This window comes from Streptomyces sp. LUP47B, assembly GCF_001746295.1.
GTDB lineage: Bacteria > Actinomycetota > Actinomycetes > Streptomycetales > Streptomycetaceae > Streptomyces.
On sequence record NZ_MJAH01000008.1, the window covers coordinates 15747 to 39403 of the forward strand.

Genomic DNA, 23657 nt, shown 5'->3' on the forward strand with positions numbered 1-23657 from the left:
CTCCGCCGCCCTGGCGCCCTGCCGGCCGATTCGCCTTTCACCCCGGCGCCACGAACCCCGATTCGTACGCCGCGATCACCGCCTGCGTACGGTCCCGCGCCCCCAGCTTCGCCAGGACGGCGCTGACGTGCGACTTCACGGTCTCGGTGCCGACGATCAACCGCGCGGCGATCTCTGCGTTGGACAGACCGCGCGCCATCAGGCGCAGCACGTCGGCCTCCCGCTCGGTCAGCTGGGCCCGCTCCATCGCCGCGCGGGCGGCACGGTTGCCGCCCTCCTCGCCGTACTGGGCGGCCAGCTGTCGTACCGAGGCGGGGAAGAGCAGCGACTCACCCTCGGCGACCAGCCGCACCGCGTGCACGATCTCGGCCGGCCGGGCCCGCTTCAGCAGAAACCCGTCGGCACCGGCCCGCAGTGCCTCGTACACGTACTCGTCGTTCTCGAACGTCGTCACCACCAGGATCTTCGGCGGCTCCTCGACCGTCCGCAGCACCGCGCGCGTGGCCTCGATGCCGTCCAGCAGAGGCATCCGTACGTCCATGGCGACCACGTCGGGCCGCAGCTGCCGCACGAGGGGGATCACCGCCGCCCCGTCGGCCGCCTCGCCGACGACCTCGATGTCGGGCTGCGCCTCGAGCACCGCCCGCAGACCGGCGCGTACGAGGGGTTCGTCGTCGACGAGGAGAACGGTGACCGGCATCCCGTCAGCGTAGATCAGCGGAGCGGCAGCTCGGCATGCACCTGCCAGTCGCCCCGGTCGGGCCCGGTGTGCGCGCGGCCGCCGAGCAAAGCCGCCCGTTCGCGTATCCCGCGCAGCCCACTGCCCCGCCCGGGGCCGGGTATGTCGGACGTCAGCGGATTGCGGACCTCCAGGGCGAGGGCCTCGTCCGTGACCTCGATACGGATCCGGACCGGGACGGCCCCCGCGTGCCGCAGCACATTGGTCAGCGACTCCTGGAGGATCCGGTAGCCCTCCCGGGAGACCGGCCCGGGCACGGTGTCCACCGGCCCGGTCAGTTCGGCGTCCACCTTGGCTCCGGACGCGCGCGCGGACTCCAGGAGCCGGTGGGCGTCCGTCAGCGTCGGGCGGCCGCTCACTGGCCTGCCGGACTCGCGCAGGATGCCGAGGACGCGCTCCAGGTCCTCCAGCGCGGCCCGGCCTGTCTCCTCGATGGCGTCCAGGGCACGGTCCGTGAAGGCGGGATCGCCGGCCGCCCGCGCGGCGCCCGCCTGGACGACGGCGACGGTCAGGGCGTGCCCGATGGAGTCGTGCAGCTCCCGCGCGATACGGGTGCGCTCCAGGAGCTGCTCGGTGCGTTCCTCCATGGCGGCCAGCCGCTCGGTGGGGGAGGGGCCCAGCAGCCGGAGCGCGAGTGCGGTGATCAGACGGCCCGAACCGACCACGGTCGCCGCCAGCGCGGCCAGCGACAGGGGCGCGAGCAGGACGTGCCACCACCGGTGGCCGTCGAGGAGGATCAGCACGCCCTCGTCGACGTCATGGCCGAAGGCCGACGCCACGAGGTCCACTGTGCTGATGAGCAGTTGCATGCTGAGCATCGCCGTCGCGTAGCCGAGCAGCAGACGCGCCTCCAGCCACACGACCAGCCGCCCCCGGTCGCTCCAGGACACCGACGGCGCGACGACGATGTCCATGCTCTCGCTGTTGTGCCGGTGCCCCGTCAGCAGCAGCCTCGCCTGCAGCCCCTCCACGGTGCGCATCGCGGGCACCAGCCCCGCGGGCGCGAGCGTCGCGGCCGCCGCCGGCCAGATCCACCACGCTTCCTCGACGAACAGCCACATGGCCGGCCACACGACGGCGATGAACAGATGCAGCCATCGTGTGTACGTCACCGCCCGACCGAACGGGCGCAGCAGGCGGACCATTTGGTCATCGTGCCAGCCGCCACCGACAACGAGCCTCCCCCGCACGGGGGAGACGATCTCCCCACGCGGGGGAGGCCCCGCAGCCGCGGCACCGGCCAGGCTGCTGCCATGACCAGCATCGAAGTCCAGGCCCTCACCAAGGAGTTCGGCACCCGGCGAGCCGTGGACGACGTCACCTTCCGTGTCCTGCCCGGCCGTGTCACCGGCTTCCTCGGGCCCAACGGCGCCGGAAAGTCCACCACCATGCGACTCGTCCTCGGCCTCGACCGCCCGACCTCCGGGACGGCCACGATCGGCGGCCGCGCCTACGTCACACTCGACGAACCCCTGCGGCATGTGGGCGCCCTGCTCGACGCCCAGGCCGCGCACGGCTCCCGCTCCGGCCGCGACCACCTGCGCACGCTGGCGGCGAGCAACCGCATCCCCGACCGCCGGGTCGAGGAGGTGCTCGAGCGGACGGGACTGGCCTCGGTCGCAAGGCGCCGGGTGAAGACGTACTCCCTGGGCATGCGGCAGCGGCTCGGCATCGCGGCCGCCCTGCTCGGCGACCCCGGTGTGGTCATGCTCGACGAGCCCTCGAACGGCCTCGACCCCGAAGGCATCATCTGGATCCGCGAGTTGCTGCGCCGACTGGCCGGAGAGGGCCGCACGGTGCTGGTCTCCAGCCACCTCATGCACGAGACCGCCTCCTTCGCCGACCATCTCGTCGTCCTGGGCCGGGGGCGCCTGCTCGCCGACACACCGATGCGGGAGTTCATCCACGCACGCGTGCGGCCCGGCGTCCGCATCCGCACGACGGACCCCACCGCCCTCAGAAGCGCCCTCGCCCGGCACGGCCACGACGCCGTGGAGCACGAGGACGGGCACTGGACCGTGCAGCACGCGCGTGTGGACGACATCGGCGCCATCGTCTCCGCCGCGCGCGTGCCACTCCTCGAACTGGCCACACAGGAAGCCACTCTGGAGCAGGCCTACCTGGATCTGACCGCGACCGAGACAGAGTTCACCGCACAGCCGCAGGAGGCCTGACATGTCGTCCCCACCCGTCCCCCGCTCCTTCGCACCCGTCCTCCGCTCCGAGTGGCTGAAGATCCGTACGTTGCGCTCGCTCCTCGGCGCGCTGCTCGCCCTGTTCGCGGCGACCACCGCGTTCTCCGCGATCGCCGGGGTCTCCGAGACCTCGGACCCCGAGTTCGATCCGCTGTTCATGGCGCTGTCCGGGGTCGCGCCGGGCCAGATCGCGGCCATCTCCTTCGGGGCCATGGCGGTGTCGTCGGAGTTCCACGGGGGTGGGCTCCGGCTGTCGCTGGCCGCGGTGCCGCGGCGGGGGCGGTGGTTCGCGGCGAAGGCGACGGCCATCGCCGTAGCCACCCTCGTGGTCGGCCTGGTGACCGCCCTTGCCGCCCTCGTGGTGGCACGTGCCGGGCTGGGTGAGGCGGCGAGCGGCCTCAGCACCGGTGAACAAGTACGCGGTGTCGTCGGCTGCGGGATCTACCTCACCCTGATGGCGCTGCTGGCGGCCGGTCTCGCGGCGGCGCTGCGCAGTGGGGTGGCAGCGCTCTCGCTCCTGATCCCGTTCATTCTGGTCGTCTCGTTCGTGATCGGCGATGTGGCCGGTGGGGCCACCGACTTCATGCCGGACCGGGCGGGACAGATCGTCCTGTACGAGACGCATGACGGACCTCTGGGACCGTGGACGGGACTCGCCGTGACGGCTGCTTGGGCCGCCGCCGCCCTGGCCGCGGGGGCCTGGAGCCTGTGTCGCCGGGACGCCTGACCCCACAAGTCGCCTGACGCCCCGCCAAATGTCAGTGGCGGCCGGTTTACTGGATCACATGGACAGTGCGAAGTACCTCGCCGCGATCGACGCGCTGTGCGCCCGCGACCTGGCCGCGGCGGACGGCGGGTCGGACGCCTACCGGTCGGGGCTCGGCTACCGCATCGAGTCGTTAGAGGTGAGCCATGGGATGCGGGACGGCGCCGCGGCGCCGCGGATGGCGATCGTGGGGGACTTCTACGCCCTCAAGAGCCGTATAGCCCAGGAGTTGGACGACCGCTGGGGCAGACAGCAGCTGCCGTGGGGCATGGGCACGCTCAGGCTGCGCTTCGACCGAGGCGAGGAGATACCGGAGCCCTGGTTCACGACGAGCGTCATGACGGACGACCTCGACCTCTGGCAGCCCCCTGGCTCGGACCGCTGGATCGCCCTCGGCGTGGGCTACCGGGACAGCGCCGACGAGGTCCACGTCCTGGCCGTGGCCTCGGACATCGACCCGGTCTGACCCGCTAGCCGCCCTCCGCCGCCACCCGGAGCCGGGCGAACTCCTCCGCCATCGTCGCCGCCGTCCAGTGCGCGTTGAGGCCACTCGGATTCGGCAGGACCCACACGCGTGACTCACCGATCGTCCGCTCCTGCGGCCCGACCTTCGCTTTTCTGTCGTCGAAGGCCGCCCGATAGGCGGTGACCCCCACCACGGCCAGCCAGCGGGGCCGAAGCCGCGCCACCTTCTCCGCCAGCAGCCGCCCGCCCTCCCGGTACTCCTCGGCGCTCAGCTCGTCCGCCCGCGCGGACGCCCGGGCCACGACATTGGTGATCCCGAGCCCGTACGACAGCAACTCCTGCTGCTCGGCCGGTTTCATGAGCCTCGGTGTGAAGCCGGACCGATGGAGCACCGGCCAGAACCGGTTCCCGGGCCGGGCGAAGTGATGGCCCGTCGCGGCCGTCAGCAGACCGGGGTTGATGCCGCAGAACAGCACATGGAGACCGTCCGCGACCACGTCCGGTACGAGCCGGTCGCGGGCGGCCTCCAACTCCTCGGGGGTGAAGCGCGTCATCGCGTGCGGAGTGTCAGAGGATCGCACCGGGCGCGTAACCCGCGGCGGCCGGATGCTGCTTGACGATCTCCTCGATCCGGCCGACGACGGCGGCGACCTGGTCGGCGGCGGCTCCCGTGAAGGACAGCTTGTCGGCCATGAGCGCGTCCAGCGCGGCCCGGTCGAGCGGAATATGCTCGTCCGCGGCCAGCTTGTCGAGGAGTTCGTTGCGCTCGGCGCCCTGCTCGCGCATCGCGAGGGCGGAGGCGACGGCGTTCTCCTTGATCGCCTCGTGCGCGACCTCACGGCCGACACCCGCGCGCACCGCGCCCATCAGCACCTTGGTGGTGGCGAGGAAGGGCAGGTAGCGGTCCAGCTCGCGCGCGACGACGGCCGGGAAGGCGCCGAACTCGTCGAGGACCGTCAGGAAGGTCTCCAGGAGACCGTCGAGAGCGAAGAACGCGTCCGGCAGCGCGACCCGGCGCACCACCGAGCAGGACACGTCACCCTCGTTCCACTGGTCGCCCGCCAGCTCGCCGGTCATCGAGGCGTAGCCACGCAGGATGACCATCAGGCCGTTGACGCGCTCGCAGGACCGCGTGTTCATCTTGTGCGGCATCGCGGAGGAGCCGACCTGGCCCGGCTTGAACCCCTCGGTCACCAGCTCGTGCCCGGCCATCAGCCGGATCGTCTTCGCCAGCGACGACGGGGCCGCCGCCACCTGCACCAGCGCGGTGACGACCTCGTAGTCCAGGGAGCGCGGATACACCTGGCCGACCGAGGTGAACGCCTGCGAGAAGCCCAGGTGACCGGCGATCCGCTGCTCCAGCTCCGCCAGCTTCGAGGCGTCCCCGCCCAGCAGGTCCAGCATGTCCTGCGCGGTACCGACCGGGCCCTTGATCCCGCGCAGCGGGTAGCGGGCCAGCAGCTCCTCGACCCGGCCGTAGGCCACGAGCAGCTCGTCCGCCGCGGTCGCGAAACGCTTGCCGAGCGTGGTGGCCTGCGCGGCCACGTTGTGGGAGCGGCCGGCCATGACCAGCTCGCCGTACTCGCCGGCCAGCTTGCCGAGGCGCGCCAGGACGGCCACGCTGCGGTCGCGGATCAGTTCCAGGGAGAGCCGGATCTGGAGCTGCTCGACGTTCTCCGTGAGGTCCCGGGAGGTCATGCCCTTGTGGACCTGCTCGTGCCCGGCGAGGTCGTTGAACTCCTCGATCCGCGCCTTCACGTCGTGCCGCGTGACCTTCTCGCGCTCGGCGATGGAGGCCAGGTCGACGGTGTCCAGGACCCGCTCGTAGTCGGCGAGCGCCTCTTCGGGCACCTCGATCCCGAGGTCCTTCTGGGCCCGCAGCACGGCGAGCCAGAGCTGACGCTCGAGCTTCACCTTCTGCTCGGGCGACCAGAGCGTGGCGAGCTCGGCGGAGGCGTAGCGTCCGGCGAGGACGTTCGGGATGCGGGGCTTGGCGGGAGCGGAAGTCACGTAGACGGATTCTACTGGCGATTCGTGCAGGCCAGCGCCCGGGCCCCGTTCGTCGGAACCTACGAGAGGTCTTCCGCGAGCTCCGCCAGCACATCGGCGTGACACGGTTCGGGCGCGCACCAGCAGGCCAGGGCCCTGCCACGAAGGCCGGGCACCAAGGCGAGCAGATCCGGCCGCTGCAGCAGATACCCCCGGTACTTCACCATGACCTCGGCCCGCGTGCCGTCCCGGCGGCGCGCGGGGGTGTCGTAGGCGAAGGGGTTGTACAGCGGGTGCTTCGGCAGGTCCCAGCCGCCCATGGTCCAGCGTCGGCCGACGTAGACCAGGTCGGCGGGCGCGTGTTCGAGGCGGGGGCCGTACTCGTGGATACGGCCCCTGACGTTGACCACGCGCGTGTGCACGGCGTCCTTAAGGCTCGTAGGACCGCAGGTCGGGCCGCTTCGGCGGCAGGCCGTCGCCCGAGGACCGCCCCGTCAGCCGCCGGCCGATCCACGGCAGCAGGTGCTGCCTGGCGAAGCGGGCGTCCGCGACGCGCCGCGCGACCCACCTCGGCGGGACCGTCGCCGGGACCGGCGTACGCCACTCCGTGTCCTCGGGGTCGTAACCGAGGGTCTGCCACACGGCCTCGGCGACACGGCGATGGCCCTCGGCCGTCAGATGCAGCCGGTCCACGTCCCACAGGCGCGGGTCCGAGAGCGAGGGAGCGCCGTACAGGTCGACGACCACCGCGCCGTGCCGTGCGCCGAGCTCGTCGACGACCGTGAACAGCTCCTCCATGCGCGGCCGGAACCGCTCCAGGACCGGGCCCTGGCGGCCGGGGCTGCGCATCAGCACCAATTGCTTGCAGGACGGGGCCAGCCGCTCCACGGCCTCCGTCAGCAGGTCGCGGACCCGGACCATGTCGCACTTGGGCCGCAGGGTGTCGTTGAGCCCGCCCACCAGTGTGATCACGTCCGCCTGCATCGCCGCCGCCACGTCGACCTGCTCGTCGACGATCTGCTGGATCAGCTTGCCGCGCACCGCGAGGTTGGCGTACCGGAAGCCGGGCGTCACGGCCGCCATCCGGCCGGCGAGAAGGTCGGCCCAGCCCCGGTAGGAGCCGTCCGGCAGCAGGTCCGACATGCCCTCGGTGAAGGAGTCGCCGACCGCGACCAGGCTGGAGTAAGTGGGATTAGTCTGCATGGCGGAAGAAATGGTAACCGCTGCACATACCCGACGGTCGGTCGCCCTCGGCCCCGAATCGCCTCTCACACCCGCCGTGCGAACAGTTCCCGCAGCACGTCCTCCATCGTCACCAACCCCGCCAGCCGCCCGTCCGCGCCGAGCACCGCCGCCAGATGGGTACGGCTGCGCCGCATCGCCGTCAGTACGTCGTCCAGCGGCGTGCTCTCCCGGATCCGCGCGATCGGCCGCATGTCCCGCACCGGGAACGGCAGATCCCGCGGCGAGGCGTCCAGCGCGTCCTTGACGTGGAGGTAGCCGACGATCCGCCGCCCCTCGTCCACCACCGGGAACCGTGAGAACCCGGACTCGGCCGACAGCGCCTCCAGCTGTTCCGGCGTGACGCCCACGCGCGCGTAGACGACCCTTTCCAGGGGGAGCACCACGTCCCGCACGGGCCGGCGCCCCAGTTCCAGGGCGTCGTGCAGCCGCTCCCGCGCCCGCTCGTCGATCAGGCCCGCCTCGCCGGAGTCCCGCACGATCCGGGCGAGCTCGGCGTCCGAGAAGGTCGCCGTGACCTCGTCCTTGGTCTCCACGCGCAGCAGCTTGAGCAGGGCGTTGGCGAAGGCGTTGATCGCGAAGATCACCGGACGCAGCCCGCGTGCCAGCGTGACCAGCGGCGGCCCGAGCAGCAGGGCGCTGCGGACCGGCTCCGCGAGGGCGATGTTCTTCGGGACCATCTCGCCGAGCAGCATGTGCAGGTAGGTCGCCAGGGTCAGCGCGATCACGAAGGACACCGCGTGCCCCGCGCCCTCGGGTACACCCACCGCGTGGAACACCGGCTCCAGCAGATGCGCGATCGCGGGCTCCGCGACCACACCCAGGACGAGCGTGCACAACGTGATCCCGAGCTGCGCCGCCGCCATCAGCGCGGACACGTGCTCCAGCCCCCACAGCACGCTCTTCGCCCGCCGGTCTCCCTGGTCGGCGTGGGGCTCGATCTGACTGCGCCGCACCGAGATCAGCGCGAACTCGGCCCCCACGAAGAAGGCGTTGACGACAAGAGTCGCCAGCCCGATCAACAACTGGACGACGGTCATCCCTCGACCCTCCGCTCGGACGGCTGGGGGACGGCTGTGGCGCGGGGCGGCGGTGGCAGGGCGGGGGGCGTTGTGGGGGTTCCCTCCGGCGGTGGGTGGGTGGCGGTCCTGGCGCGGGCCCCCTCGGCCGGTGACTGGACCGGGGTCGTTGCGCGGAGGGTTCCCTGCTTGGGCGGCTGGACGGCGGTCACGATTCGGGTCCCCTCCGGCGACTGGGCAGTGGCCATTGCGCGGGCCACCCGCTTCGGCGGTCGGGAGGCCGTCGTGGCGCGGGCCCCCTCCATCGGTGCCTGGGCGGGCGTCATAGCGCGGGTTCCATGCTTGGGCGGCTGGACGGCGGTCATGGGTCGGGTCCCCTCCGCCGACTCGGCGGTGGCCATCGCGCGGGCCTTCTCCTTCGGCGGGTGGACGGCGGTCATGATCCGGTTGCCATCCCCGGTCAGGGGCGCGTGCAGCACCCGCGCCTCGGGCGGCCGGGGAGCGGCCGTCGCGCGGGTCCCCTCCGGCGGTGGGTGGTGGGTGACCGCGGCGCGGGCTGCTTCCGGCGACCAGGCCGCGGTCATCGCTCGGGTCCCCTTTTCCGGTGACTGGACGACGGTCATGACGCGGGCCCCCTGGGGCGACTCGGCGGTGGCCACCGCTCGGGCCCCCTCATGCGGCGGCCGTGAGACGGTCACCCCGTGGAGTCCCTCGTACGGCCGTGAGACGGCCACCCCGCGGGCCCCCTCCTCCGTTCGCTGGACGGCGGTCATGACCCGGTCGCCTCCCCGGGCAGGGGTGCGTGCAGCAGTACCCGTGCGGCCCGGCGGCCCTGGGCGTCCAGCACGTCTAGGCGCCAGCCTGCGACCTCCACCGAGTCGCCGACGGCCGGAATCCGGCCGAGTTCCGTCGCCAGCAGTCCGGCCAGCGTCTCGTAGGGCCCCTCGGGCGCCCGCAGGCCGACGCGTGCGAGCTGGTCCGTGCGTGCCGAACCGTCGGCCACGAAGAGCTCCCTGCCCTCCTCGTCGGTGCCCGCGGGGGCCAGGTCGGACGTCTCGTGGGGGTCGTGCTCGTCCCGTACCTCGCCGACGACCTCCTCGACGATGTCCTCCAGCGTGGCCACGCCCGCCGTGCCGCCGTACTCGTCGATGACGACCGCCATCGTGCGCTTGCCGGACAGCCGGTCCAGGAGCCGGTCCACGGTGAGCGACTCGGGCACCAGCAGCGGCTCGCGCAGCAGCTCGGCGACCGAGGCGCGGGGCCGGCGTTCGGCCGGTACCGCCAGGACGTCCTTGATATGCGCGATGCCGACGACCGAGTCGAGGCTGCCGCGGTAGACGGGGAACCGGGACAGCCCGGTCGCACGCGTCGCGTTCGCCACGTCCTCGCAGGTCGCCTGGACGTCCAGGGCGATCACCTGCACCCGCGGGGTCATCACGTTTTCCGCGGTCAGGTCGGCGAGGTTGAGCGTCCGCACGAACAGCTCGGCGGTGTCCGCCTCCAGCGCGCCCGCCCGGGCTGAGTGCCGGGCCAGCGCGGCCAGCTCCTGCGGCCCGCGCGCCGAGGCCAGCTCCTCGGCGGGCTCGAGACCGAAGCGGCGCACCACCCGGTTGGCCATGTTGTTGAGGTGCGTGATGAAGGGGCGGAAGGCCGCGCTGAACCAGCTCTGCGCGGTGCCCACCCGCTTGGCCATGGCCAACGGCGAGGAGATCGCCCAGTTCTTGGGCACCAGCTCCCCGACCACCATCAGGAACACCGTCGACAGCGCGGTGCCCAGCACCAGCGCCAGCGACCGGGAGGTGGACGTCGGGATCCCGAGCGACTCCAGCGGCCCCGCGATCAGTGCCGCGATCGACGGTTCGGCGAGCATGCCGACAACCAGGTTGGTGACGGTGATCCCGAGCTGCGCCCCGGACAGCTGGAACGTCAGATGCCGTACGGCCTTGAGGGCGCCGGACGCGCCCCGCTCGCCGCGCTCCGCCGCCTGCTCCAGCTGCCCTCGGTCGACCGTGGTCAGCGAGAACTCCGCCGCCACGAAGGCACCGCAGGCCAGCGAGAGCAGGATCGCCAGCAGCAGGAGCAGCACTTCGGTCATCGGGTCACCTCCGTCCCATGGTCGGACAGGGTCCCCAGGATCGCCCGTCCTACCCGGCGAAGGGTTTCACCCACCGCCGCCACTGTTCCTCGGGCGCGTACCCCGCCGCGCGCCACGCGTGCTGTGCCGTTTCGTTGCGCACCAGCACCATCGCGTCCCCGCGCCGCCCGCCGAGCCGCACGAACCGCTCCTCGGCGGCCGTGAGCAGCGCCGCCCCGATGCCTCGCCGCCGACGCTCCGGGTGCACCGCGAGCCGGTAGAGGTGACACCGCCAGCCGTCGAAGCCGGCGATGACCGTGCCGGCCAGTTCACCGTCGAGCTCGGCGAGGATCAGCGCCTCGGGGTCCCGGGTGACCAGCCGCTCCACGCCGTCCCGGTCGTCGCTGATGCTCGTCCCCTCGGCGGCCTGCTTCCAGAAGGCCAGCACGGTGTCGAGGTCGTCGGGCGTCGCGGCCCGTATCCGCAGGTCGGTCATACGGCGATCCCACCACGCCGGTTCCGCCCGGCACGGGCAATTCCAGGATCCGGACGGTTACCGGCCGCGCAGCCGCGCCATCACCGGTGCGAACGCCTCCATGGAGGCTTCAAGCACCGTCAGATAGGTGAAGCCGTACCGCTCGCGCTGGGCCAGCACCTGCGCGACGATCTCCTCGACCGTGCCGATCAGCATGATGGGCAGATCCAGCGCCTGCTGCAGGGTCAGGTCCGGCACCCGGTGCAGGAACGGCGTGGCCACCGCCTCGCGGTCGTCGGTGACCACCACCATCTGGATGAGCAGGTTCAGTTCGGCCGGTTCCTTGCGGCCCTCGGCCAGTTGCAGATAGCGCCCGACGCGCTCGTCGAGCTGCTCGGCGCTGGTCGGGGTCAGCTTCCCGGTCGTGTTCCCCGGCACCAGGGTCGCCCCGGTGAAGGCCGCGATGTCGGCGTGCTCGGCGGACAGTTGCAACATCCGGTTGCCTATGCCGCCGATCAGCAGGGGCACCCGGGGCCGCTGCACCGGCTGCGGCACATGGTCCGCCGAGGACAACAGCCGCTCCAACGCCTCGACCGTGCGCCGAAGATGGTCCACCCGCTCGCCCGCCGAGCCGAACGGCAATCCCGCCTTGTCGTGCTCGGCCTGCACATAGCCGGTGCCCAGGCCGAGTTCGAGGCGCCCGCCGGTGAGGGCGTCCACCGTGGCGACCTCGCGGGCCAGCAGCGTCGGGTTCCAGAAGCCCGCGTTGAGGACGAACGTGCCGAGGCGCGGTCGCTCGGTGACCTGTGCCGCCGCGACCAGCGCGGGGAAGGGCGCGACCTTGCCGAGATGGTCGGGGACCAGGATCACGTCGTAACCGAGTTCCTCGGCCTGTCGGCACTTGGCGCGCCAGTCCTCGTCGGTGGCGGCGGCGGTCAGGTTGACGGCGAAGCGAAATGGGCGGGGCATGAACTCTCCTCAGCGATAAGCGACTTGAGCCGTCTGCCCCGCGATTGCATCACTCGTGCGCGATCGCCGCCAGTACGTTCATGCGTGATGCACGCAATGCCGGCAGCAGCGCCGCCACGATGCCCACCACCGCCGAGCCGACGACGACCGCGACGATCGTGCCCCAGGGGATGGCCAGCGCGTTCAGGCCCTGAAGCGCCAGCACCTGCTGGGTGCACACCCCCCACACCAGCCCGAGCGCGAGCCCGAGGACCGCGCCGAACACGGCGATCACCACCGACTCCAGCCGGATCATCCGGCGCAGCTGACGCCGGGCGAGCCCGATGGCGCGCAGCAGCCCGATCTCCCGGGTGCGCTCCACGACCGACAGGGCGAGGGTGTTGACCACACCGAGCACGGCGATGACGATCGCGAGCCCGAGCAGCGCGTACACGAGGTAGAGCAGGACGGCGATCTGGTCGTGGACGAGGTCCTTGTAGTCGGCGAGGTCGCGCACCTGGACCTGCGGATACGGGTCGAGCGTCTTCTCCAGGGCCGCGCGCAGTTGGTCGGCGTCGGCACCGGAGGCGGCGTTCACGTACAGCGCGGAGTCCTGGCCGCCCGGCGCGAACCGCTCCAGGGTGGGCAGGCCGAAGTAGATGCCGCCCTGCGTCCCGAACCCGTCCGCGGAGTCCTGGTCGGTGAGGGCGCCCACGGTCAGTTCGGTCCGGCGCCCGCCCTGGAACTCGACCGGGATCCTGCTGCCGACCTTCACGTCGTGGTCGCGCGCGAAGTCCAGGTCCATGGCCAGGTGACCGGACGCGAGCGCGGCCGCGGTGTCGCCCTGCGCGTAGGTGATGTGGGCGACCTCGTCGAGCTGCGGGTCGTACCCCGCGGCGGTGGTCTCGACGCGCTTGCCGTCCGGCAGCCGTACGGCGACGGGTGCGAACCTCGACCGTACGACGAGCCCGGCGCCCTCGGTCCTGCGCACCGCCTCCGTGACCTCCTGCGGGAACGGCAGGAAGTTGCCGTTCTGCACGACGAAGTCGGCGCCCAGCGTCTTGTCGATCTGATCGTCGAAGGACTTGGACATCGAGGCGCTGGCCACGGACATCCCGCCGACCAGGGCGAGGCCCACCATCAGGGCCGCCGCGGTGGCGCCGGTACGCCGGGGATTGCGCAGGGCGTTGCGCTGGCTCATCCGCCCGACCGGGCCGAAGAGGGCGGGGAAGGCGCCGCCCAGCACCCGGATCACCGGCCGCACCAGCAGCGGGCCCGCGATGACGGTGGCGAGGAGCGTCAGGACGACACCGAGACCCAGCAGGGAGGCCGCGGACGCCGTCTTCGACGAGGTGACACAGCCCACCAGCGCGGCCGCGCCCGCCGCGCCGACGATCCCGCCCACGATCGCCCGCGTGCGCAGCGGCTTCCCGATCCCGGCGATCTCGGCGTCCGCGAGGGCCGCCATGGGGGAGACGCCGGCCGCACGCCTGGCTGGGAGATAGGCCGCGACGAAGGTGACGCCCACCCCGACGACGTAGGCCGCCACGGGTGTTCCCCAGCCGATGACCATCTCGCTCGTCCGGATGTTCATGCCGAAGGCGTTCATCAGCGAAATGAGCCCGACGGCCAGCGCGATGCCCGTGCCGAGCCCTACCGTGGAGCCGACCAGTCCGAGCAGGGTCGCCTCGGTGAGCACCGAGCGGCGGACCTGGCGGCGGTCGGCGCCCAGGGCGCGCAACAGGCCCAGTTCACGGGTGCGCTGGGCGATCAGCATCGAGAAGGTGTTGACGATCAGGAAGATGCCGACCAGGACGGCGATGCCGGCGAATCCCAACATGACGTACTTGATGACGTCGAGGAATCCGCCGAGTTGGTCGACGTCGGACTTCGCCTGCTCGTCGGCGGTGCGGTACTCGTAGGTGCGCGTTCCGAGCGCGGCGGCCACGCGCTGCTTGAGCTGGTCGTTGCTGACGCCCTGTGCCGCGTCGATCGAGATGCTGGTGGCGGCCTTCGAGGAACCGAGCAGCCTGGCCTGCGCGGTCGGTGGATCCAGGTACAGCAGCGTGGCGCCCGGGTTGGTGGTGGTGAACGTGACGATGCCGACGATCCGGACCTTGAAGGAGCCCGGTGCCGCGATCACGGTGAGCGGGTCGCCGATGCGCAGATCCTTGCGGTCGGCGGTCTCCGAGTCGAGCAGCGCCTCGGACGGGCCGTGCGGGGCGTGGCCCGAGGTGAGCTTCACGGGGCTGCGCGAGGTCGGGTTCCAGTCGGTGCCGATGGTGGGGGCGCCGGTGGTCGAACCCACCGACTCGTTCTCGGAGTCGGCGACGGTGATCCCGTCGTCCTCGGCGTCGAAGCGCGCGGCGCCGACGCCGTCGACCCGGGACACGCGGTCGGCGAGCGCGGCCGGCAGGGTGGCCGTCGTCCCGGACGGGATGGCCTCGCTCAGGTCCTCCTTGGGGCTGACGGTGAGGTCCGGCGCGGTCGAGGCGAAGAGCCGGTCGAAGGTGTGGCTCAGCGTGTCGGAGAAGATCAGGCTGCCCGAGACGAACGCCACGGACAGCACCACGGCCAGCGCGGAGAGCACCAGCCGACCCTTGTGCGCGAGGAAACTGCGGAGCGTCGCCTTCAGCACGGCGTCAGGCCTCCCCGGCCCCGGATGCCTCCTGGGACTGACTCCGGATCACGTCGAACCGCTTCATGCGTTCCAGTACGGCCTCCGCGGTGGGCCGCTCCATGCGGTCCACGAGCCGCCCGTCCCCGAGGAACAGCACCACGTCCGAGTGGGCCGCGGCGCCCGGGTCGTGGGTGACCATGACGACCGTCTGCCCGAGCTGGTCGACGGCCTCGCGCAGGAACCCGAGGACCTCCAGTCCGGCCCGGGAGTCGAGGTTGCCGGTCGGCTCGTCCGCGAAGATCAGCTCGGGCCGGGAGGCGAGCGCGCGGGCACAGGCGACGCGCTGCTGCTGACCGCCCGAGAGCTGCGACGGCCGGTGCTTGAGCCGGTCCCGCAGCCCCAGCGTGTCGATGACCTGGTCCAGCCACTTCTCGTCGGGCTTCTTGCCCGCGATGTCCATGGGCAGGGTGATGTTCTCCGCCGCGTTCAGCGTCGGGATCAGGTTGAACGACTGGAACATGAACCCGATCCGGTCCCGGCGCAGCCTGGTCAGCTCGCGCTCCTTCAGCCCCGTGATCTCGGTGTCGCCGAGCCACACCTGACCGGCCGACACCGTGTCGAGCCCCGCCAGGCAGTGCATCAGCGTGGACTTCCCCGAGCCCGAGGGCCCCATGACCGCGGTGAAGCGGCCGCGCGCGATGTCCACGTCGACCGAGTCGAGGGCGAGCACGGCCGTCTCGCCCGAGCCGTACGCCTTGGTCAGACCGCGGGCGCGGGCCGCGATCCCGTCGGCCGGAACGGCACCGGGAACGTGCTCGGCAGCAGCTGTGGACAAGGCTCTCTCCTCGCTCGTGGACGGACGCTCGTGGACGGTGCTCTCGGACCGGGTGGTCCTCATCCGGCCGAGCGTAATGTGATCCACCCCACATCGGGTATCCCCCGTGCGGTCGAGACGGTCTCCGCCCCAGGTCGTGCCCCCGATACCGATGTAAGGGGCACATTCCACCCGGGGGTGGACCCTCTTGCGGGCGCTAGCGTTTCGGCGCTAGCTTCGAAGCATGGCGAAGACTCAGTTGAACGTGCGGGTGGACGAGGGCACCGCCCGCGCCGCCCGTGAACGTGCCCTCGCCCGTGGCGTGAGCGTCAACCGCTACATCGAGGAGCTGGTCATGAAGGACACCGGTGAAGCGGGCCAGGCCTTCGTGGAGGCCGCGGCCGACTTCATGAAGCAGTACGAATCCGTCTTCGCGGAGGAGTTCGGCAAGGACCACGAGACTCGTTGAGCGATCTGCACATCGATCTCGCCTGGCTTCTGATGCTCGCCGAGCAGAAGACCCCGGGTGATCCCCAGGTCATCGACTGGGGCGCCCTGGTCGCCGCCGTGGCACGCCACCAGGCCGAGATATTCGACATCCCCGTCTACGACAGCCCGCATCTGCGCGCCGCCGCGCTGCTGCAACTCCTCATCCACGTCCCGGCGTTGGAGCGCACCAACGCGCTCTTCGCGTGCGCGGTCGGGTACGCCTATCTCGTCGCGAGCGGACTCAGGGTGGTCACGTCGCCCGAGCTCGTCCGTGACCTCGCCAAGGTGGCCAAGAAGGGCGATGCCTCGTTGCACGACATCGCGCGCGAGCTGCAGAGGTGGACCCTGTGATCAGTGCTCCGCCGACGGTGGCCGCCAGGCGGTGCCCAGCACGCAGAAGGACGTAGGCAGCGTGGGCCCCTTCTCCGGCATCGAGACCCGCCGGTAGGGGCCGAGTTCGAACCCGGCGTCCCGCAGCGCGGCGACCGGGTCGCGGGCCAGATGACAGCCGCCGTTCAGCGCGGGCCACACCGTGCGGTCCAGGGCGCGCTGGGTGAAGCGCATCGCCGGGCCGCCGCCGCTGCCGTGCTCGAAGAAGCGCACGGTCCCGCCGGGCCGCAGCACCCGGCGCACCTCGCTGAGCGCGCGCGGCAGATCGCGCACACTGCACAGCACCAGAGAGATCACCACGGCGTCGAAGGCCTCGCTCTTGACGGGCAGCGCCTCCGCGGCGCCGGGCACCACGTCGACCGGCACCTCGCAGCGCAGGGCGGCCTCCGCCGCCAGCTGCCTGAGCCGGCGCTCCGGTTCGATCGCCACGACCTCGGAGACCGTGCCGGGATAGTGCGAGAAGTTCAGGCCGTTGCCCGCGCCGATCTCGATCACCCGCCCGGACAGCCCGGTGAGCAGCCGTTCCCGCACCCGGGCCATGCCCCACCTGCTCTCGGCGGTGACACTGACCCGGGCGTAGTACCGGGCGAACAGCGGATGGTGGACGGGGTCCCGGGACACCTTGCCGGAACCGGCGGACCGCAGCGCCATGGCAGCCTCCCTCACCGGACAGGACCTACCTCACCGCAATTGTCCCCCGCGGGACCCCGTCGCACCCCTGCGGACGCTCACCGCGTGAAGTCGCTCGCTGCCCGTGGCTCGGTGGGGGGTGGTTCAGGGAGCCTCACGCATCCCGAACGCCTCCGCGTCCCACGTCCCGTCCAGTCGTGGTGCCAGCCAACCCGGCGCCGCGGCACGGAAGTCGGCCGGGGTCAGGCGGCCCGCGCCGGCCGGCAGGGCGCCGAGCAGCGGGGTCCCGGACACGTCCGGCAGGTCCGCGAGGTTGCAACGTGCGGCCAGGTCGGGGGAGTCGGGCCAGCTGCCGATCACCACGCCCGCCAACTCCAGTCGGCGACGACGAAGTTCACGGGCCGTCAGTTCTGTGGTGTTCAGCGTGCCCAGGCCCGCCGACGCCACGACCAGGACCGGCGCCCGCAGCAGCTCCGCCGCGTGGGCCAGTGTCCCGCCCTCGTGGTCGAAGCGGACGAGCAGTCCGCCGGCTCCCTCCACGAGCACCAGGTCGTGCTCGGTGGCCAGCTTGGCGGCGGCCTCGGCGACCTCATGAGGGTGCACCGGCTTCATACCGGCCCGCCGCGCGGCCGTGGCCGGGGCCAACGGCTCGGGAAAGCGGGCGACTTCGGCCTGCGTCACGGCACCCGCGAGCCGCGCCACCTCGTCGGCGTCCCCGGGCTCGTCCGGCCGTACGCCGGTCTGCGCGGCCTTCAGGACAGCGACCGTCCGTCCGGCGGCGAGCGCCGCGGCGGCGACGGCGGCCGTGGCGACGGTCTTGCCGACCTCCGTGCCCGTCCCCGTGATCACCAGTACCGGCATGTCATCCCTCCCGAGCGGCGGCGCACACCGCACGCGCGATCCGTGCCACGTCATCGTCTCCCGTGACGTACGGCGGCATCGTGTAGACGAGGTCGCGGAACGGCCGCAGCCACACGCCCTCGCGCACGGCGGCCTCCGTCGCGGCCAACATGTCGACCTCGTGGTCCAGCTGTACGACCCCGATGGCGCCCAGGACCCGCACGTCCCGCACGCCCGGCAGCGCGCGGGCCGGCTCCAGCCCCTCCCGCAGCCCCGCCTCGATCCGCTTGACCTCCGTGAGCCAGTCCTGCCCGAGCAGCAGCTCGATCGAGGCGCAGGCCACCGACGCGGCGAGCGGGTTGCCCATGAAGGTGGGGCCGTGGGCCAGTACCGGCACCTCGCCCCGCGAGATGCCGTCGGCCACGCGAGGGGTGCACAGGGTCGCCGCCATCGTCATGTAACCGCCGGTCAGCGCCTTGCCCACGCACATCACGTCCGGTGTGACCGCGGCGTGCCCCGCGGCGAACAGGGCGCCCGTGCGCCCGAAACCGGTCGCGATCTCGTCGAACACCAGGAGCACGTCGTGCGCGTCGCACGCCTCGCGCAGCACCCGCAGATACGCGGGGGAGTGGAACCGCATCCCGCCCGCACCCTGCACCACCGGCTCCACGATCACCGCGGCCAGCTCGTCGGCGTGCCGCTCGATCGCCGCGCGCAGCTCGTCGGCGTACGACTCCTCGTACTCGGCCGGCGGAGCGTCCACGAACACCTGGCGGGGCAGGATCCCGGACCACAGCTCGTGCATCCCGCCCTCGGGGTCGCACACCGACATGGGCTGCCAGGTGTCACCGTGGTAGCCGCCGCGCCAGGTCAGCAGGCGCTGCTTGCGCGTACGGCCCAGCGAGCGCCAGTACTGCAGACACATCTTCACCGCGACCTCGACCGACACCGACCCCGAGTCGGCGAGGAAGACATGCTCGAGGCCGTCGGGAGACATGTCGACAAGGAGCTTCGCGAGCCGGACGGCGGGCTCGTGGGTGAGCCCGCCGAACATCACATGGCTCATCCGCCCGAGCTGCTCCCGCGCCGCCTCGTTCAGCACCGGGTGGTTGTAGCCGTGGATGGCCGACCACCAGGAGGACATCCCGTCGACCAGTTCCGGGCCGTCGGCGAGCTTCAACCGCACCCCGCTCGCCGACTCCACGACGAGCGGGTCGACCCGGCCGGGCATCGGACCGTACGGATGCCACACGTGCCGCCGGTCGAGCGCCAGCAGCTCCGTCACAGACAGGCCGGACAGATCAGGCATTGGGCGCGAGATCCGTTCCTGCACCTCGACGGCGGACGGCGACCAGGTCTGTACGGGGCTCGCTCACCGTCGGCGCGGCCGGGGCGGCCGTACCGCAGACCCCGCCGCCCTGCGACCCGCAGTCCGCGCTCTCATGGCAACCGCCCGTCACCCGGTGCTCCGGCAGCGTCACCTCGCCCGCGCCCTCCACCTCGAACCCGGCGTCCGCGATCATCTCCAGGTCGGCCTGGCCGGCCTGGCCCTCGGTGGTGAGGTAGTCGCCGAGGAAGATCGAGTTGGCGAGGTTGAGGGCGAGGGGCTGCATGGTGCGCAGATGGACCTCGCGGCCGCCCGCGATGCGAACCTCGACGTCCGGGCAGACGAAGCGGACCATCGCCAGGATGCGCAGGCAGCGCTGCGGGGTGAGGTTCCACTCCTTGGCCAGCGGGGTGCCCTCGACCGGGATCAGGAAGTTCACCGGAACGGAGTCGGGGTCCAGCTCGCGCAGCGAGTAGACGACGTCGACCAGGTCCTCGTCGCTCTCGCCCATGCCGGCGATCAGGCCCGAGCAGGCGGACAGACCGGCCGCGTGCGCCTTGGTCACGGTGTCGACGCGGTCGGCGTAGGTGTGCGTGGTCGTGATGTCGCCGTAGGTCGACTCGGAGGTGTTGAGGTTGTGGTTGTAGGCGTCCGCGCCGGCCTCGCGCAGCCGCTCGGCCTGGCCGTCGGAGAGCAGACCGAGACAGGCGCACACCTCGACGCCCTCGTTCTGGTCCTTGATCGCCTTGATGGTGCCCGCGACCCGGTCCACGTCACGGTCGGTCGGACCGCGCCCGGAGGCCACCAGGCACACCCGCTTGGCGCCGCCCGCGAGGCCGGCCGCCGCGGCCTTGGAGGCCTCGTCCGGCTTGAGCCAGGTGTACTTCAGGATGCCGGTCGAGGAGCCGAGCCGCTGGGAGCAGTAGGAGCAGTCCTCGGGGCACAGCCCGGACTTCAGGTTGACGAGATAGTTGAGTTTCACCCGCCGTCCGAACCAGTGCCGGCGCACCTTCCCGGCCGCGGCCACCACATCGAGCAGCTCGTCGTCGGACGTGGCCAGCACGGCCAGCGCCTCCTCGCGGGTCGGCAGCTCGCGCCGAAGCCCCTTGTCCACCAGCGTGTTCAGCAGGTCCATGAGAGCCGATCCTGTCGTACGGACCTGCCCGGGGCCAAGGTAGGGATCGCACAACACACCCGCTTCGACGTGTGGGTATTGCCACACCGTGGGTAGCGTTTGCTGCCGCTAGGGTCTGTCCGTTGTCTACAAAAGCCCCGGAGGACCCATGGCGTTCGGCTGGATCGACGAGCAGGCGGCCGCGCGCCGGCGGGCCGGACTCGTACGGACCCTGCGGCCGCGTCCGGCCGACTCGCCGCTGCTCGATCTCGCGAGCAACGACTACCTGGGTCTGGCCCGCCATCCAGAGGTCGTCGAAGGCGCCGCGGCGGCCGCGCGGACCTGGGGCGGCGGTGCCACCGGGTCCCGGCTCGTCACCGGCACCACCGAACTGCACGGCGAACTCGAACGCGAGCTGGCCGAGTTCTGCGGCTTCGAGGCGGCGCTGGTCTTCTCCTCCGGATACGCGGCGAACCTGGCCGCCGTCACCGCGCTCGCTCCGCACGGCTCGCTGATCGTCTCCGACGCGGGCAACCACGCCTCCCTCATCGACGGCTGCCGGCTGGCCCGCGGTACCACCCAGGTCGTCGCGCACGCCGACCCGGACGCGGTGCGCAAGGCGCTCGGTACGCACGACGGTCCCGCCGTCGCCGTGTCCGACACGGTCTTCTCGGTCGACGGCGACGCGGCGCCCCTGGACGGCCTCGCCGGGGCGTGCCGGGAGCACGGCGCGGGCCTGGTCGTCGACGACGCCCACGGCCTGGGTGTGCTCGGCGCCGGCGGCCGCGGAGCCCCGTACGCCGCGGGGCTCGCGGGCGCCGACGACGTGGTCGTCACGGTCACGCTGTCCAAGTCGCTCGGCAGCCAGGGCGGTGCCGTCCTCGGCCCCGCACGGGTCGTCGAGCACCTGGTCAACGCGGCGCGGACGTTCATCTTCGACACCGGCCTGGCCCCCGCGTCGGCGGGAGCCGCCCTCGCGGCCCTGCGGCTGCTCGGCCGTGAGCCCGAGCGGGCCGCACGTGCGCGCGAGGTGGCGACCGGACTGCACGCACGCCTGACCGCCGCGGGTCTGGAAGCGGTACGTCCGGACGCCGCGGTGGTCTCGGTGCGCGCGCCCTCCCCGGAGGAGGCCGTGCAGTGGGCGGCCGACTGCCGTGCCGCCGGGCTCTTCGTGGGCTGTTTCCGGCCCCCTTCCGTGCCCGACGGCATCTCACGGCTCAGGCTGACCGCCCGCGCGGACCTCTCCGAGGAGCAGATCGAACGTGCTGTGCGTGTGATCGGGGAAACACGACCATGAGTCGGCGTGACACGGCCGTGCTCCTGGTGGACTGACGGTCAGAACGCGGCTGTGAAGCCCGCCCAGCTCTCGGGGGAGAAGAGCAGCGCGGGTCCGTCCGGATTCTTGGAGTCGCGGACGGCGAGCAGCCCGGCACATGGCCCGGCCGACGGCCTCGCCGTCTCGACGCAGTTGTTCGCTCCGGTGCTGTAGCTGCTGCGCAGCCAGCGCACCTCGGGCAGTTCGGTACTTGAGATTACGTTCCGAGGCAATGCAGACATGGTGCCTCCTTACGCGCCGTCACCCATCCCGGCGAGGTAATCCAACGAGTCCTCGGGCGAAAGGGCGTGGATCCGAAGGGTGTTGAAGGCCTCGGTGTAGGCCTGGAGGTCTTCTTTCCGCTCGAGATAGAGGCTACTCGTCAAGTGGTCGAGAACAACCACATCCAGATCAGAAGTGCGCGGAAATGAGAAGATTACGAAAGGCCCGGTGATGCCCACATGCGCCCCGGCCGTGAACGGCAGTACCTGCAGCCGCACTTGAGGCAGTCGCGCCGCCTCCAGGAGCCTCTTCAGCTGCCGGGACATCACCTCGGGCCCGCCGACCTCCCGCCGCAGCACCGCCTCGTCGAGCACGGCACTCAACTCCAGTGGCGGCTGTGCACGGAGGATGTCCTGCCGGGCCAGCCGGACCTCGACCAGCGCGTCGAGACGTTCGTCGTCGAGGCCGTCCACCGCCGCCCGGGTCACCGCGCGGGCGTACTCGGGCGTCTGCAGCAGCCCCGGCACGACCGAGGTCTCCAGTGTGCGCATCGCGCTCGCCTGGGACTCCAGACTGATGAAGTCCCGGTAGGTCGGCGGCAGGACACCGCGGTACGCGTGCCACCAGTGGTGCCGGCCGGCGCTCTCGTCGGAGCCCGCCAATACCAGCAGCAGCTCCCTCAGATTCGTGTCCCCCACGCGGTAGGCGTCGAGAAGTAACCGCACATCGGCCGGCTTGACCCCGCTGGCACCGGTCTCGATGCGGCTCACCTTCGACTGGTGCCAGCCCACCAGCCGGGCCGCCTCACCGCTGGTGAGCCCCGCGCTCGTGCGCAGCGCGCGCAGTTCGGCGCCCAGTTTCCGGCGGCGCACCGCGGGACCGTGCTGCATGGGCTACTCCTTACTCCTTACGAGCCGCCCAAATACGGTCTCGCGTCGCAGAGTTCACCGCTTTGAGCGACAGATATATGCACATCTTGGTGGATCGGCACTCGTCACGGCCTCGGTAATGGCACTCTGACGAAGAACCACCAGTCCGGGACCGTACTCGAACCATCCGCACCGTGTCGGGCTTCGGTCCCGTGGGAAAGGGACGACGTCGCCATGGCAGACCACCTGGAAGCATCCGTCACCCTGCCGAGCGAACCCGCTTCGGTCTCCGCGGCCCGCACCTATGTCCTGAGCACACTGGCGGAGTGGGGGCTGCCGTCCACCACGGACGCCGCCGAGACCGTCCGGCTCATTGTCTCCGAACTCACCACCAACGCCGTACAACACACCTTCGGGCAGTCACCCACCTTCACGGTGGACATCGAGCTGGACCGTGACGAACACCTGCGCATCGGGGTGACCGACAGCCACCCCCGCTTCCCCAAGCGGCTGCCGGCCGCGGTTCAGCAGGACAACGGACGGGGGATGGTGATCATCCGCTGGCTCGCCGCCGAGTGCGGCGGCAAGCTGAGAATCAGGCCCACCCGGGAAGGCGGCAAGACCGTCTCCATCGAACTCCCGTGGACGGTACCGGTGCAGCCGGTCACGGCGGCGGGGCAGCAGGAGCCGTAACAGGGGTCATACGGGCCGTGCGCGTCCGAAGGTCCCCCGCACCGCAGCAGCGCCCGGAAGGCGTCCGCCGCGGTGCCGCCTCGCCGGTCCGGTGGACGACCGAGATCGTACGGCGCAACGTGCCGACCTCCAGCAGCCGCGTGGCCGCCGTCCGGGCCACCATCTCCGGCACCACCCCGGCCCCCAGTCCGGCGCTGGCCGGCGCGCACACCAGGGCGTGTCCAGGGGTCGCGACCAGCACCGACGGCACCGCCTCCACCTCCCGCCGGGCCGGATGGTCCGGCGCCATGCTGATCAGCGGCTCACCGGCGAGCTCCGCCAGCGGCAGCCGCGTAGAGCCGCGCGCGGGCATGCCAGTGGGGGGCGGTCACGAGGATCTGGCCGTGAGGGCGGGAGCACCCGGCTCATAGGCCTGCGTCAGG

At 71.7% G+C, this 23657-nt stretch carries 27 protein-coding genes; 7 read left to right on the top strand and 20 right to left on the bottom strand.

Annotated elements, in window-relative coordinates; genetic code table 11:
* Window positions 1-37: 37 nt before the first annotated feature.
* Complete coding sequence (locus BFN33_RS24500; protein WP_069762306.1) at window positions 38-700, bottom strand: response regulator transcription factor; 663 nt, start codon at window positions 698-700, stop codon at window positions 38-40.
* Between the two features lie 14 nt (window positions 701-714).
* The gene (locus tag BFN33_RS24505; protein ID WP_069762307.1) at window positions 715-1884 is read right to left on the bottom strand and encodes a sensor histidine kinase; all 1170 of its coding nucleotides are present in this window, start codon (window positions 1882-1884) and stop codon (window positions 715-717) included.
* A gap of 108 nt (window positions 1885-1992) precedes the next feature.
* Between BFN33_RS24505 and BFN33_RS24510 the strand changes: the two genes are divergently transcribed.
* From BFN33_RS24510 to BFN33_RS24520, 3 genes are read left to right on the top strand one after another with little or no spacing between them, the layout of a single operon-like run.
* The gene (locus BFN33_RS24510; RefSeq protein ID WP_069762308.1) at window positions 1993-2913 is read left to right on the top strand and encodes an ABC transporter ATP-binding protein; all 921 of its coding nucleotides are present in this window, start codon (window positions 1993-1995) and stop codon (window positions 2911-2913) included.
* Window position 2914: 1 nt separating this feature from the next.
* On the top strand, window positions 2915-3661 hold the full coding sequence (locus tag BFN33_RS24515; protein ID WP_069762309.1) for an ABC transporter permease: 747 nt from the start codon (window positions 2915-2917) through the stop codon (window positions 3659-3661).
* 58 nt (window positions 3662-3719) lie between these two features.
* Entirely contained in the window at window positions 3720-4166 is a 447-nt protein-coding gene (locus BFN33_RS24520) for a hypothetical protein (protein ID WP_069762602.1), read from the top strand.
* A 4-nt stretch (window positions 4167-4170) separates the two neighbouring features.
* Here the strand turns inward: BFN33_RS24520 and mug are convergent, their stop codons facing one another.
* The 11 genes from mug to BFN33_RS24575 all read right to left on the bottom strand — a co-directional run bounded on the left by mug (window position 4171) and on the right by BFN33_RS24575 (window position 15367).
* On the bottom strand, window positions 4171-4719 hold the full coding sequence (mug, locus tag BFN33_RS24525; protein WP_069762310.1) for a G/U mismatch-specific DNA glycosylase: 549 nt from the start codon (window positions 4717-4719) through the stop codon (window positions 4171-4173).
* 13 nt (window positions 4720-4732) lie between these two features.
* Window positions 4733-6175 (bottom strand): adenylosuccinate lyase, encoded by a 1443-nt coding sequence (gene purB / locus BFN33_RS24530; RefSeq protein ID WP_069762311.1) that lies wholly within the window; start codon window positions 6173-6175, stop codon window positions 4733-4735.
* A 59-nt stretch (window positions 6176-6234) separates the two neighbouring features.
* Window positions 6235-6576, bottom strand: a complete 342-nt coding sequence (locus BFN33_RS24535; RefSeq protein ID WP_069762312.1) for a DUF4326 domain-containing protein — start codon at window positions 6574-6576, stop codon at window positions 6235-6237.
* A gap of 7 nt (window positions 6577-6583) precedes the next feature.
* Window positions 6584-7357 (bottom strand): SGNH/GDSL hydrolase family protein, encoded by a 774-nt coding sequence (locus tag BFN33_RS24540; RefSeq protein WP_069762313.1) that lies wholly within the window; start codon window positions 7355-7357, stop codon window positions 6584-6586.
* 65 nt (window positions 7358-7422) lie between these two features.
* Entirely contained in the window at window positions 7423-8436 is a 1014-nt protein-coding gene (locus tag BFN33_RS24545; RefSeq protein ID WP_069762314.1) for a hemolysin family protein, read from the bottom strand.
* A complete protein-coding gene (locus BFN33_RS24550) occupies window positions 8433-9188 on the bottom strand; it encodes a hypothetical protein (RefSeq protein ID WP_069762315.1) in 756 nt (251 codons plus the stop codon). Before BFN33_RS24550 ends, BFN33_RS24545 begins: the two co-directional genes overlap by 4 nt.
* Window positions 9185-10510 (bottom strand): hemolysin family protein, encoded by a 1326-nt coding sequence (locus tag BFN33_RS24555; RefSeq protein WP_069762316.1) that lies wholly within the window; start codon window positions 10508-10510, stop codon window positions 9185-9187. The genes BFN33_RS24550 and BFN33_RS24555 overlap by 4 nt, the downstream gene beginning before the upstream one ends.
* 49 nt (window positions 10511-10559) lie before the next feature.
* Window positions 10560-10985: a GNAT family N-acetyltransferase gene (locus BFN33_RS24560; protein WP_069762317.1), complete on the bottom strand. Its 426-nt coding sequence runs from the start codon at window positions 10983-10985 to the stop codon at window positions 10560-10562.
* Between the two features lie 57 nt (window positions 10986-11042).
* Window positions 11043-11933 (bottom strand): LLM class F420-dependent oxidoreductase, encoded by an 891-nt coding sequence (locus BFN33_RS24565; protein ID WP_069762318.1) that lies wholly within the window; start codon window positions 11931-11933, stop codon window positions 11043-11045.
* Between the two features lie 49 nt (window positions 11934-11982).
* The gene (locus tag BFN33_RS24570) at window positions 11983-14550 is read right to left on the bottom strand and encodes an ABC transporter permease (RefSeq protein ID WP_069762319.1); all 2568 of its coding nucleotides are present in this window, start codon (window positions 14548-14550) and stop codon (window positions 11983-11985) included.
* 4 nt (window positions 14551-14554) lie between these two features.
* The gene (locus BFN33_RS24575) at window positions 14555-15367 is read right to left on the bottom strand and encodes an ABC transporter ATP-binding protein (protein WP_069762603.1); all 813 of its coding nucleotides are present in this window, start codon (window positions 15365-15367) and stop codon (window positions 14555-14557) included.
* Window positions 15368-15590: 223 nt separating this feature from the next.
* On the opposite strand from BFN33_RS24575, the gene BFN33_RS24580 reads away from it, so the two are divergent.
* Both BFN33_RS24580 and BFN33_RS24585 read left to right on the top strand, forming a co-directional pair.
* The gene (locus tag BFN33_RS24580; protein ID WP_007380443.1) at window positions 15591-15815 is read left to right on the top strand and encodes a hypothetical protein; all 225 of its coding nucleotides are present in this window, start codon (window positions 15591-15593) and stop codon (window positions 15813-15815) included.
* Window positions 15812-16186 carry a hypothetical protein gene (locus BFN33_RS24585; protein ID WP_057610595.1) on the top strand — a complete coding sequence of 125 codons (375 nt, stop codon included), beginning with the start codon at window positions 15812-15814 and terminating at the stop codon, window positions 16184-16186. The genes BFN33_RS24580 and BFN33_RS24585 overlap by 4 nt, the downstream gene beginning before the upstream one ends.
* Here the strand turns inward: BFN33_RS24585 and BFN33_RS24590 are convergent, their stop codons facing one another.
* From BFN33_RS24590 to bioB, 4 genes are all read right to left on the bottom strand, one after another.
* Window positions 16187-16876 (bottom strand): class I SAM-dependent methyltransferase, encoded by a 690-nt coding sequence (locus BFN33_RS24590; RefSeq protein ID WP_069762320.1) that lies wholly within the window; start codon window positions 16874-16876, stop codon window positions 16187-16189.
* Window positions 16877-16999: 123 nt separating this feature from the next.
* On the bottom strand, window positions 17000-17716 hold the full coding sequence (bioD, locus tag BFN33_RS24595) for a dethiobiotin synthase (RefSeq protein WP_069762321.1): 717 nt from the start codon (window positions 17714-17716) through the stop codon (window positions 17000-17002).
* A gap of 1 nt (window position 17717) precedes the next feature.
* A complete protein-coding gene (locus BFN33_RS24600; RefSeq protein ID WP_069762322.1) occupies window positions 17718-19004 on the bottom strand; it encodes an adenosylmethionine--8-amino-7-oxononanoate transaminase in 1287 nt (428 codons plus the stop codon).
* A complete protein-coding gene (bioB, locus tag BFN33_RS24605; protein ID WP_069762323.1) occupies window positions 18997-20157 on the bottom strand; it encodes a biotin synthase BioB in 1161 nt (386 codons plus the stop codon). The genes BFN33_RS24600 and bioB overlap by 8 nt, the downstream gene beginning before the upstream one ends.
* Window positions 20158-20305: 148 nt before the next feature.
* Here bioB and BFN33_RS24610 point away from each other — a divergent pair, with 148 nt between their 5' ends.
* Window positions 20306-21433, top strand: coding sequence for an 8-amino-7-oxononanoate synthase (locus BFN33_RS24610; protein ID WP_069762324.1), 1128 nt, complete (start codon window positions 20306-20308; stop codon window positions 21431-21433).
* Between the two features lie 38 nt (window positions 21434-21471).
* On the opposite strand, the gene BFN33_RS24615 is transcribed toward BFN33_RS24610, so the two are convergent.
* A complete protein-coding gene (locus tag BFN33_RS24615) occupies window positions 21472-21693 on the bottom strand; it encodes a DUF397 domain-containing protein (protein ID WP_059207621.1) in 222 nt (73 codons plus the stop codon).
* A gap of 9 nt (window positions 21694-21702) precedes the next feature.
* Window positions 21703-22563, bottom strand: a complete 861-nt coding sequence (locus BFN33_RS24620; protein ID WP_069762325.1) for a helix-turn-helix transcriptional regulator — start codon at window positions 22561-22563, stop codon at window positions 21703-21705.
* Between the two features lie 213 nt (window positions 22564-22776).
* Here BFN33_RS24620 and BFN33_RS24625 point away from each other — a divergent pair, with 213 nt between their 5' ends.
* Window positions 22777-23235 carry an ATP-binding protein gene (locus BFN33_RS24625; protein ID WP_069762326.1) on the top strand — a complete coding sequence of 153 codons (459 nt, stop codon included), beginning with the start codon at window positions 22777-22779 and terminating at the stop codon, window positions 23233-23235.
* On the opposite strand, the gene BFN33_RS51395 is transcribed toward BFN33_RS24625, so the two are convergent.
* Complete coding sequence (locus BFN33_RS51395) at window positions 23207-23587, bottom strand: LysR substrate-binding domain-containing protein (protein WP_370743316.1); 381 nt, start codon at window positions 23585-23587, stop codon at window positions 23207-23209. The genes BFN33_RS24625 and BFN33_RS51395 overlap by 29 nt on opposite strands.
* Between the last annotated feature and the right edge of the window lie 70 nt (window positions 23588-23657).

What these genes read in the sequence shown, in the direction of transcription:
- BFN33_RS24545 (WP_069762314.1), bottom strand. Translation starts at nt 8,436, where the DNA reads ATGACCGTCGTCCAGTTGTTGATCGGGCTGGCGACTCTTGTCGTCAAC.
- BFN33_RS24560 (WP_069762317.1), bottom strand. Translation starts at nt 10,985, where the DNA reads ATGACCGACCTGCGGATACGGGCCGCGACGCCCGACGACCTCGACACC.
- BFN33_RS51395 (WP_370743316.1), bottom strand. Translation starts at nt 23,587, where the DNA reads ATGCCCGCGCGCGGCTCTACGCGGCTGCCGCTGGCGGAGCTCGCCGGT.
- BFN33_RS24500 (WP_069762306.1), bottom strand. Translation starts at nt 700, where the DNA reads ATGCCGGTCACCGTTCTCCTCGTCGACGACGAACCCCTCGTACGCGCC.
- BFN33_RS24540 (WP_069762313.1), bottom strand. Translation starts at nt 7,357, where the DNA reads ATGCAGACTAATCCCACTTACTCCAGCCTGGTCGCGGTCGGCGACTCC.
- mug (WP_069762310.1), bottom strand. Translation starts at nt 4,719, where the DNA reads ATGACGCGCTTCACCCCCGAGGAGTTGGAGGCCGCCCGCGACCGGCTC.
- BFN33_RS24580 (WP_007380443.1), top strand. Translation starts at nt 15,591, where the DNA reads ATGGCGAAGACTCAGTTGAACGTGCGGGTGGACGAGGGCACCGCCCGC.
- BFN33_RS24515 (WP_069762309.1), top strand. Translation starts at nt 2,915, where the DNA reads ATGTCGTCCCCACCCGTCCCCCGCTCCTTCGCACCCGTCCTCCGCTCC.
- BFN33_RS24555 (WP_069762316.1), bottom strand. Translation starts at nt 10,510, where the DNA reads ATGACCGAAGTGCTGCTCCTGCTGCTGGCGATCCTGCTCTCGCTGGCC.
- BFN33_RS24520 (WP_069762602.1), top strand. Translation starts at nt 3,720, where the DNA reads ATGGACAGTGCGAAGTACCTCGCCGCGATCGACGCGCTGTGCGCCCGC.
- BFN33_RS24625 (WP_069762326.1), top strand. Translation starts at nt 22,777, where the DNA reads ATGGCAGACCACCTGGAAGCATCCGTCACCCTGCCGAGCGAACCCGCT.
- BFN33_RS24620 (WP_069762325.1), bottom strand. Translation starts at nt 22,563, where the DNA reads ATGCAGCACGGTCCCGCGGTGCGCCGCCGGAAACTGGGCGCCGAACTG.
- BFN33_RS24550 (WP_069762315.1), bottom strand. Translation starts at nt 9,188, where the DNA reads ATGACCGCCGTCCAGCGAACGGAGGAGGGGGCCCGCGGGGTGGCCGTC.
- bioB (WP_069762323.1), bottom strand. Translation starts at nt 20,157, where the DNA reads ATGGACCTGCTGAACACGCTGGTGGACAAGGGGCTTCGGCGCGAGCTG.
- BFN33_RS24505 (WP_069762307.1), bottom strand. Translation starts at nt 1,884, where the DNA reads ATGGTCCGCCTGCTGCGCCCGTTCGGTCGGGCGGTGACGTACACACGA.
- BFN33_RS24600 (WP_069762322.1), bottom strand. Translation starts at nt 19,004, where the DNA reads ATGCCTGATCTGTCCGGCCTGTCTGTGACGGAGCTGCTGGCGCTCGAC.
- BFN33_RS24615 (WP_059207621.1), bottom strand. Translation starts at nt 21,693, where the DNA reads ATGTCTGCATTGCCTCGGAACGTAATCTCAAGTACCGAACTGCCCGAG.
- BFN33_RS24565 (WP_069762318.1), bottom strand. Translation starts at nt 11,933, where the DNA reads ATGCCCCGCCCATTTCGCTTCGCCGTCAACCTGACCGCCGCCGCCACC.
- BFN33_RS24510 (WP_069762308.1), top strand. Translation starts at nt 1,993, where the DNA reads ATGACCAGCATCGAAGTCCAGGCCCTCACCAAGGAGTTCGGCACCCGG.
- BFN33_RS24590 (WP_069762320.1), bottom strand. Translation starts at nt 16,876, where the DNA reads ATGGCGCTGCGGTCCGCCGGTTCCGGCAAGGTGTCCCGGGACCCCGTC.
- BFN33_RS24610 (WP_069762324.1), top strand. Translation starts at nt 20,306, where the DNA reads ATGGCGTTCGGCTGGATCGACGAGCAGGCGGCCGCGCGCCGGCGGGCC.
- bioD (WP_069762321.1), bottom strand. Translation starts at nt 17,716, where the DNA reads ATGCCGGTACTGGTGATCACGGGGACGGGCACGGAGGTCGGCAAGACC.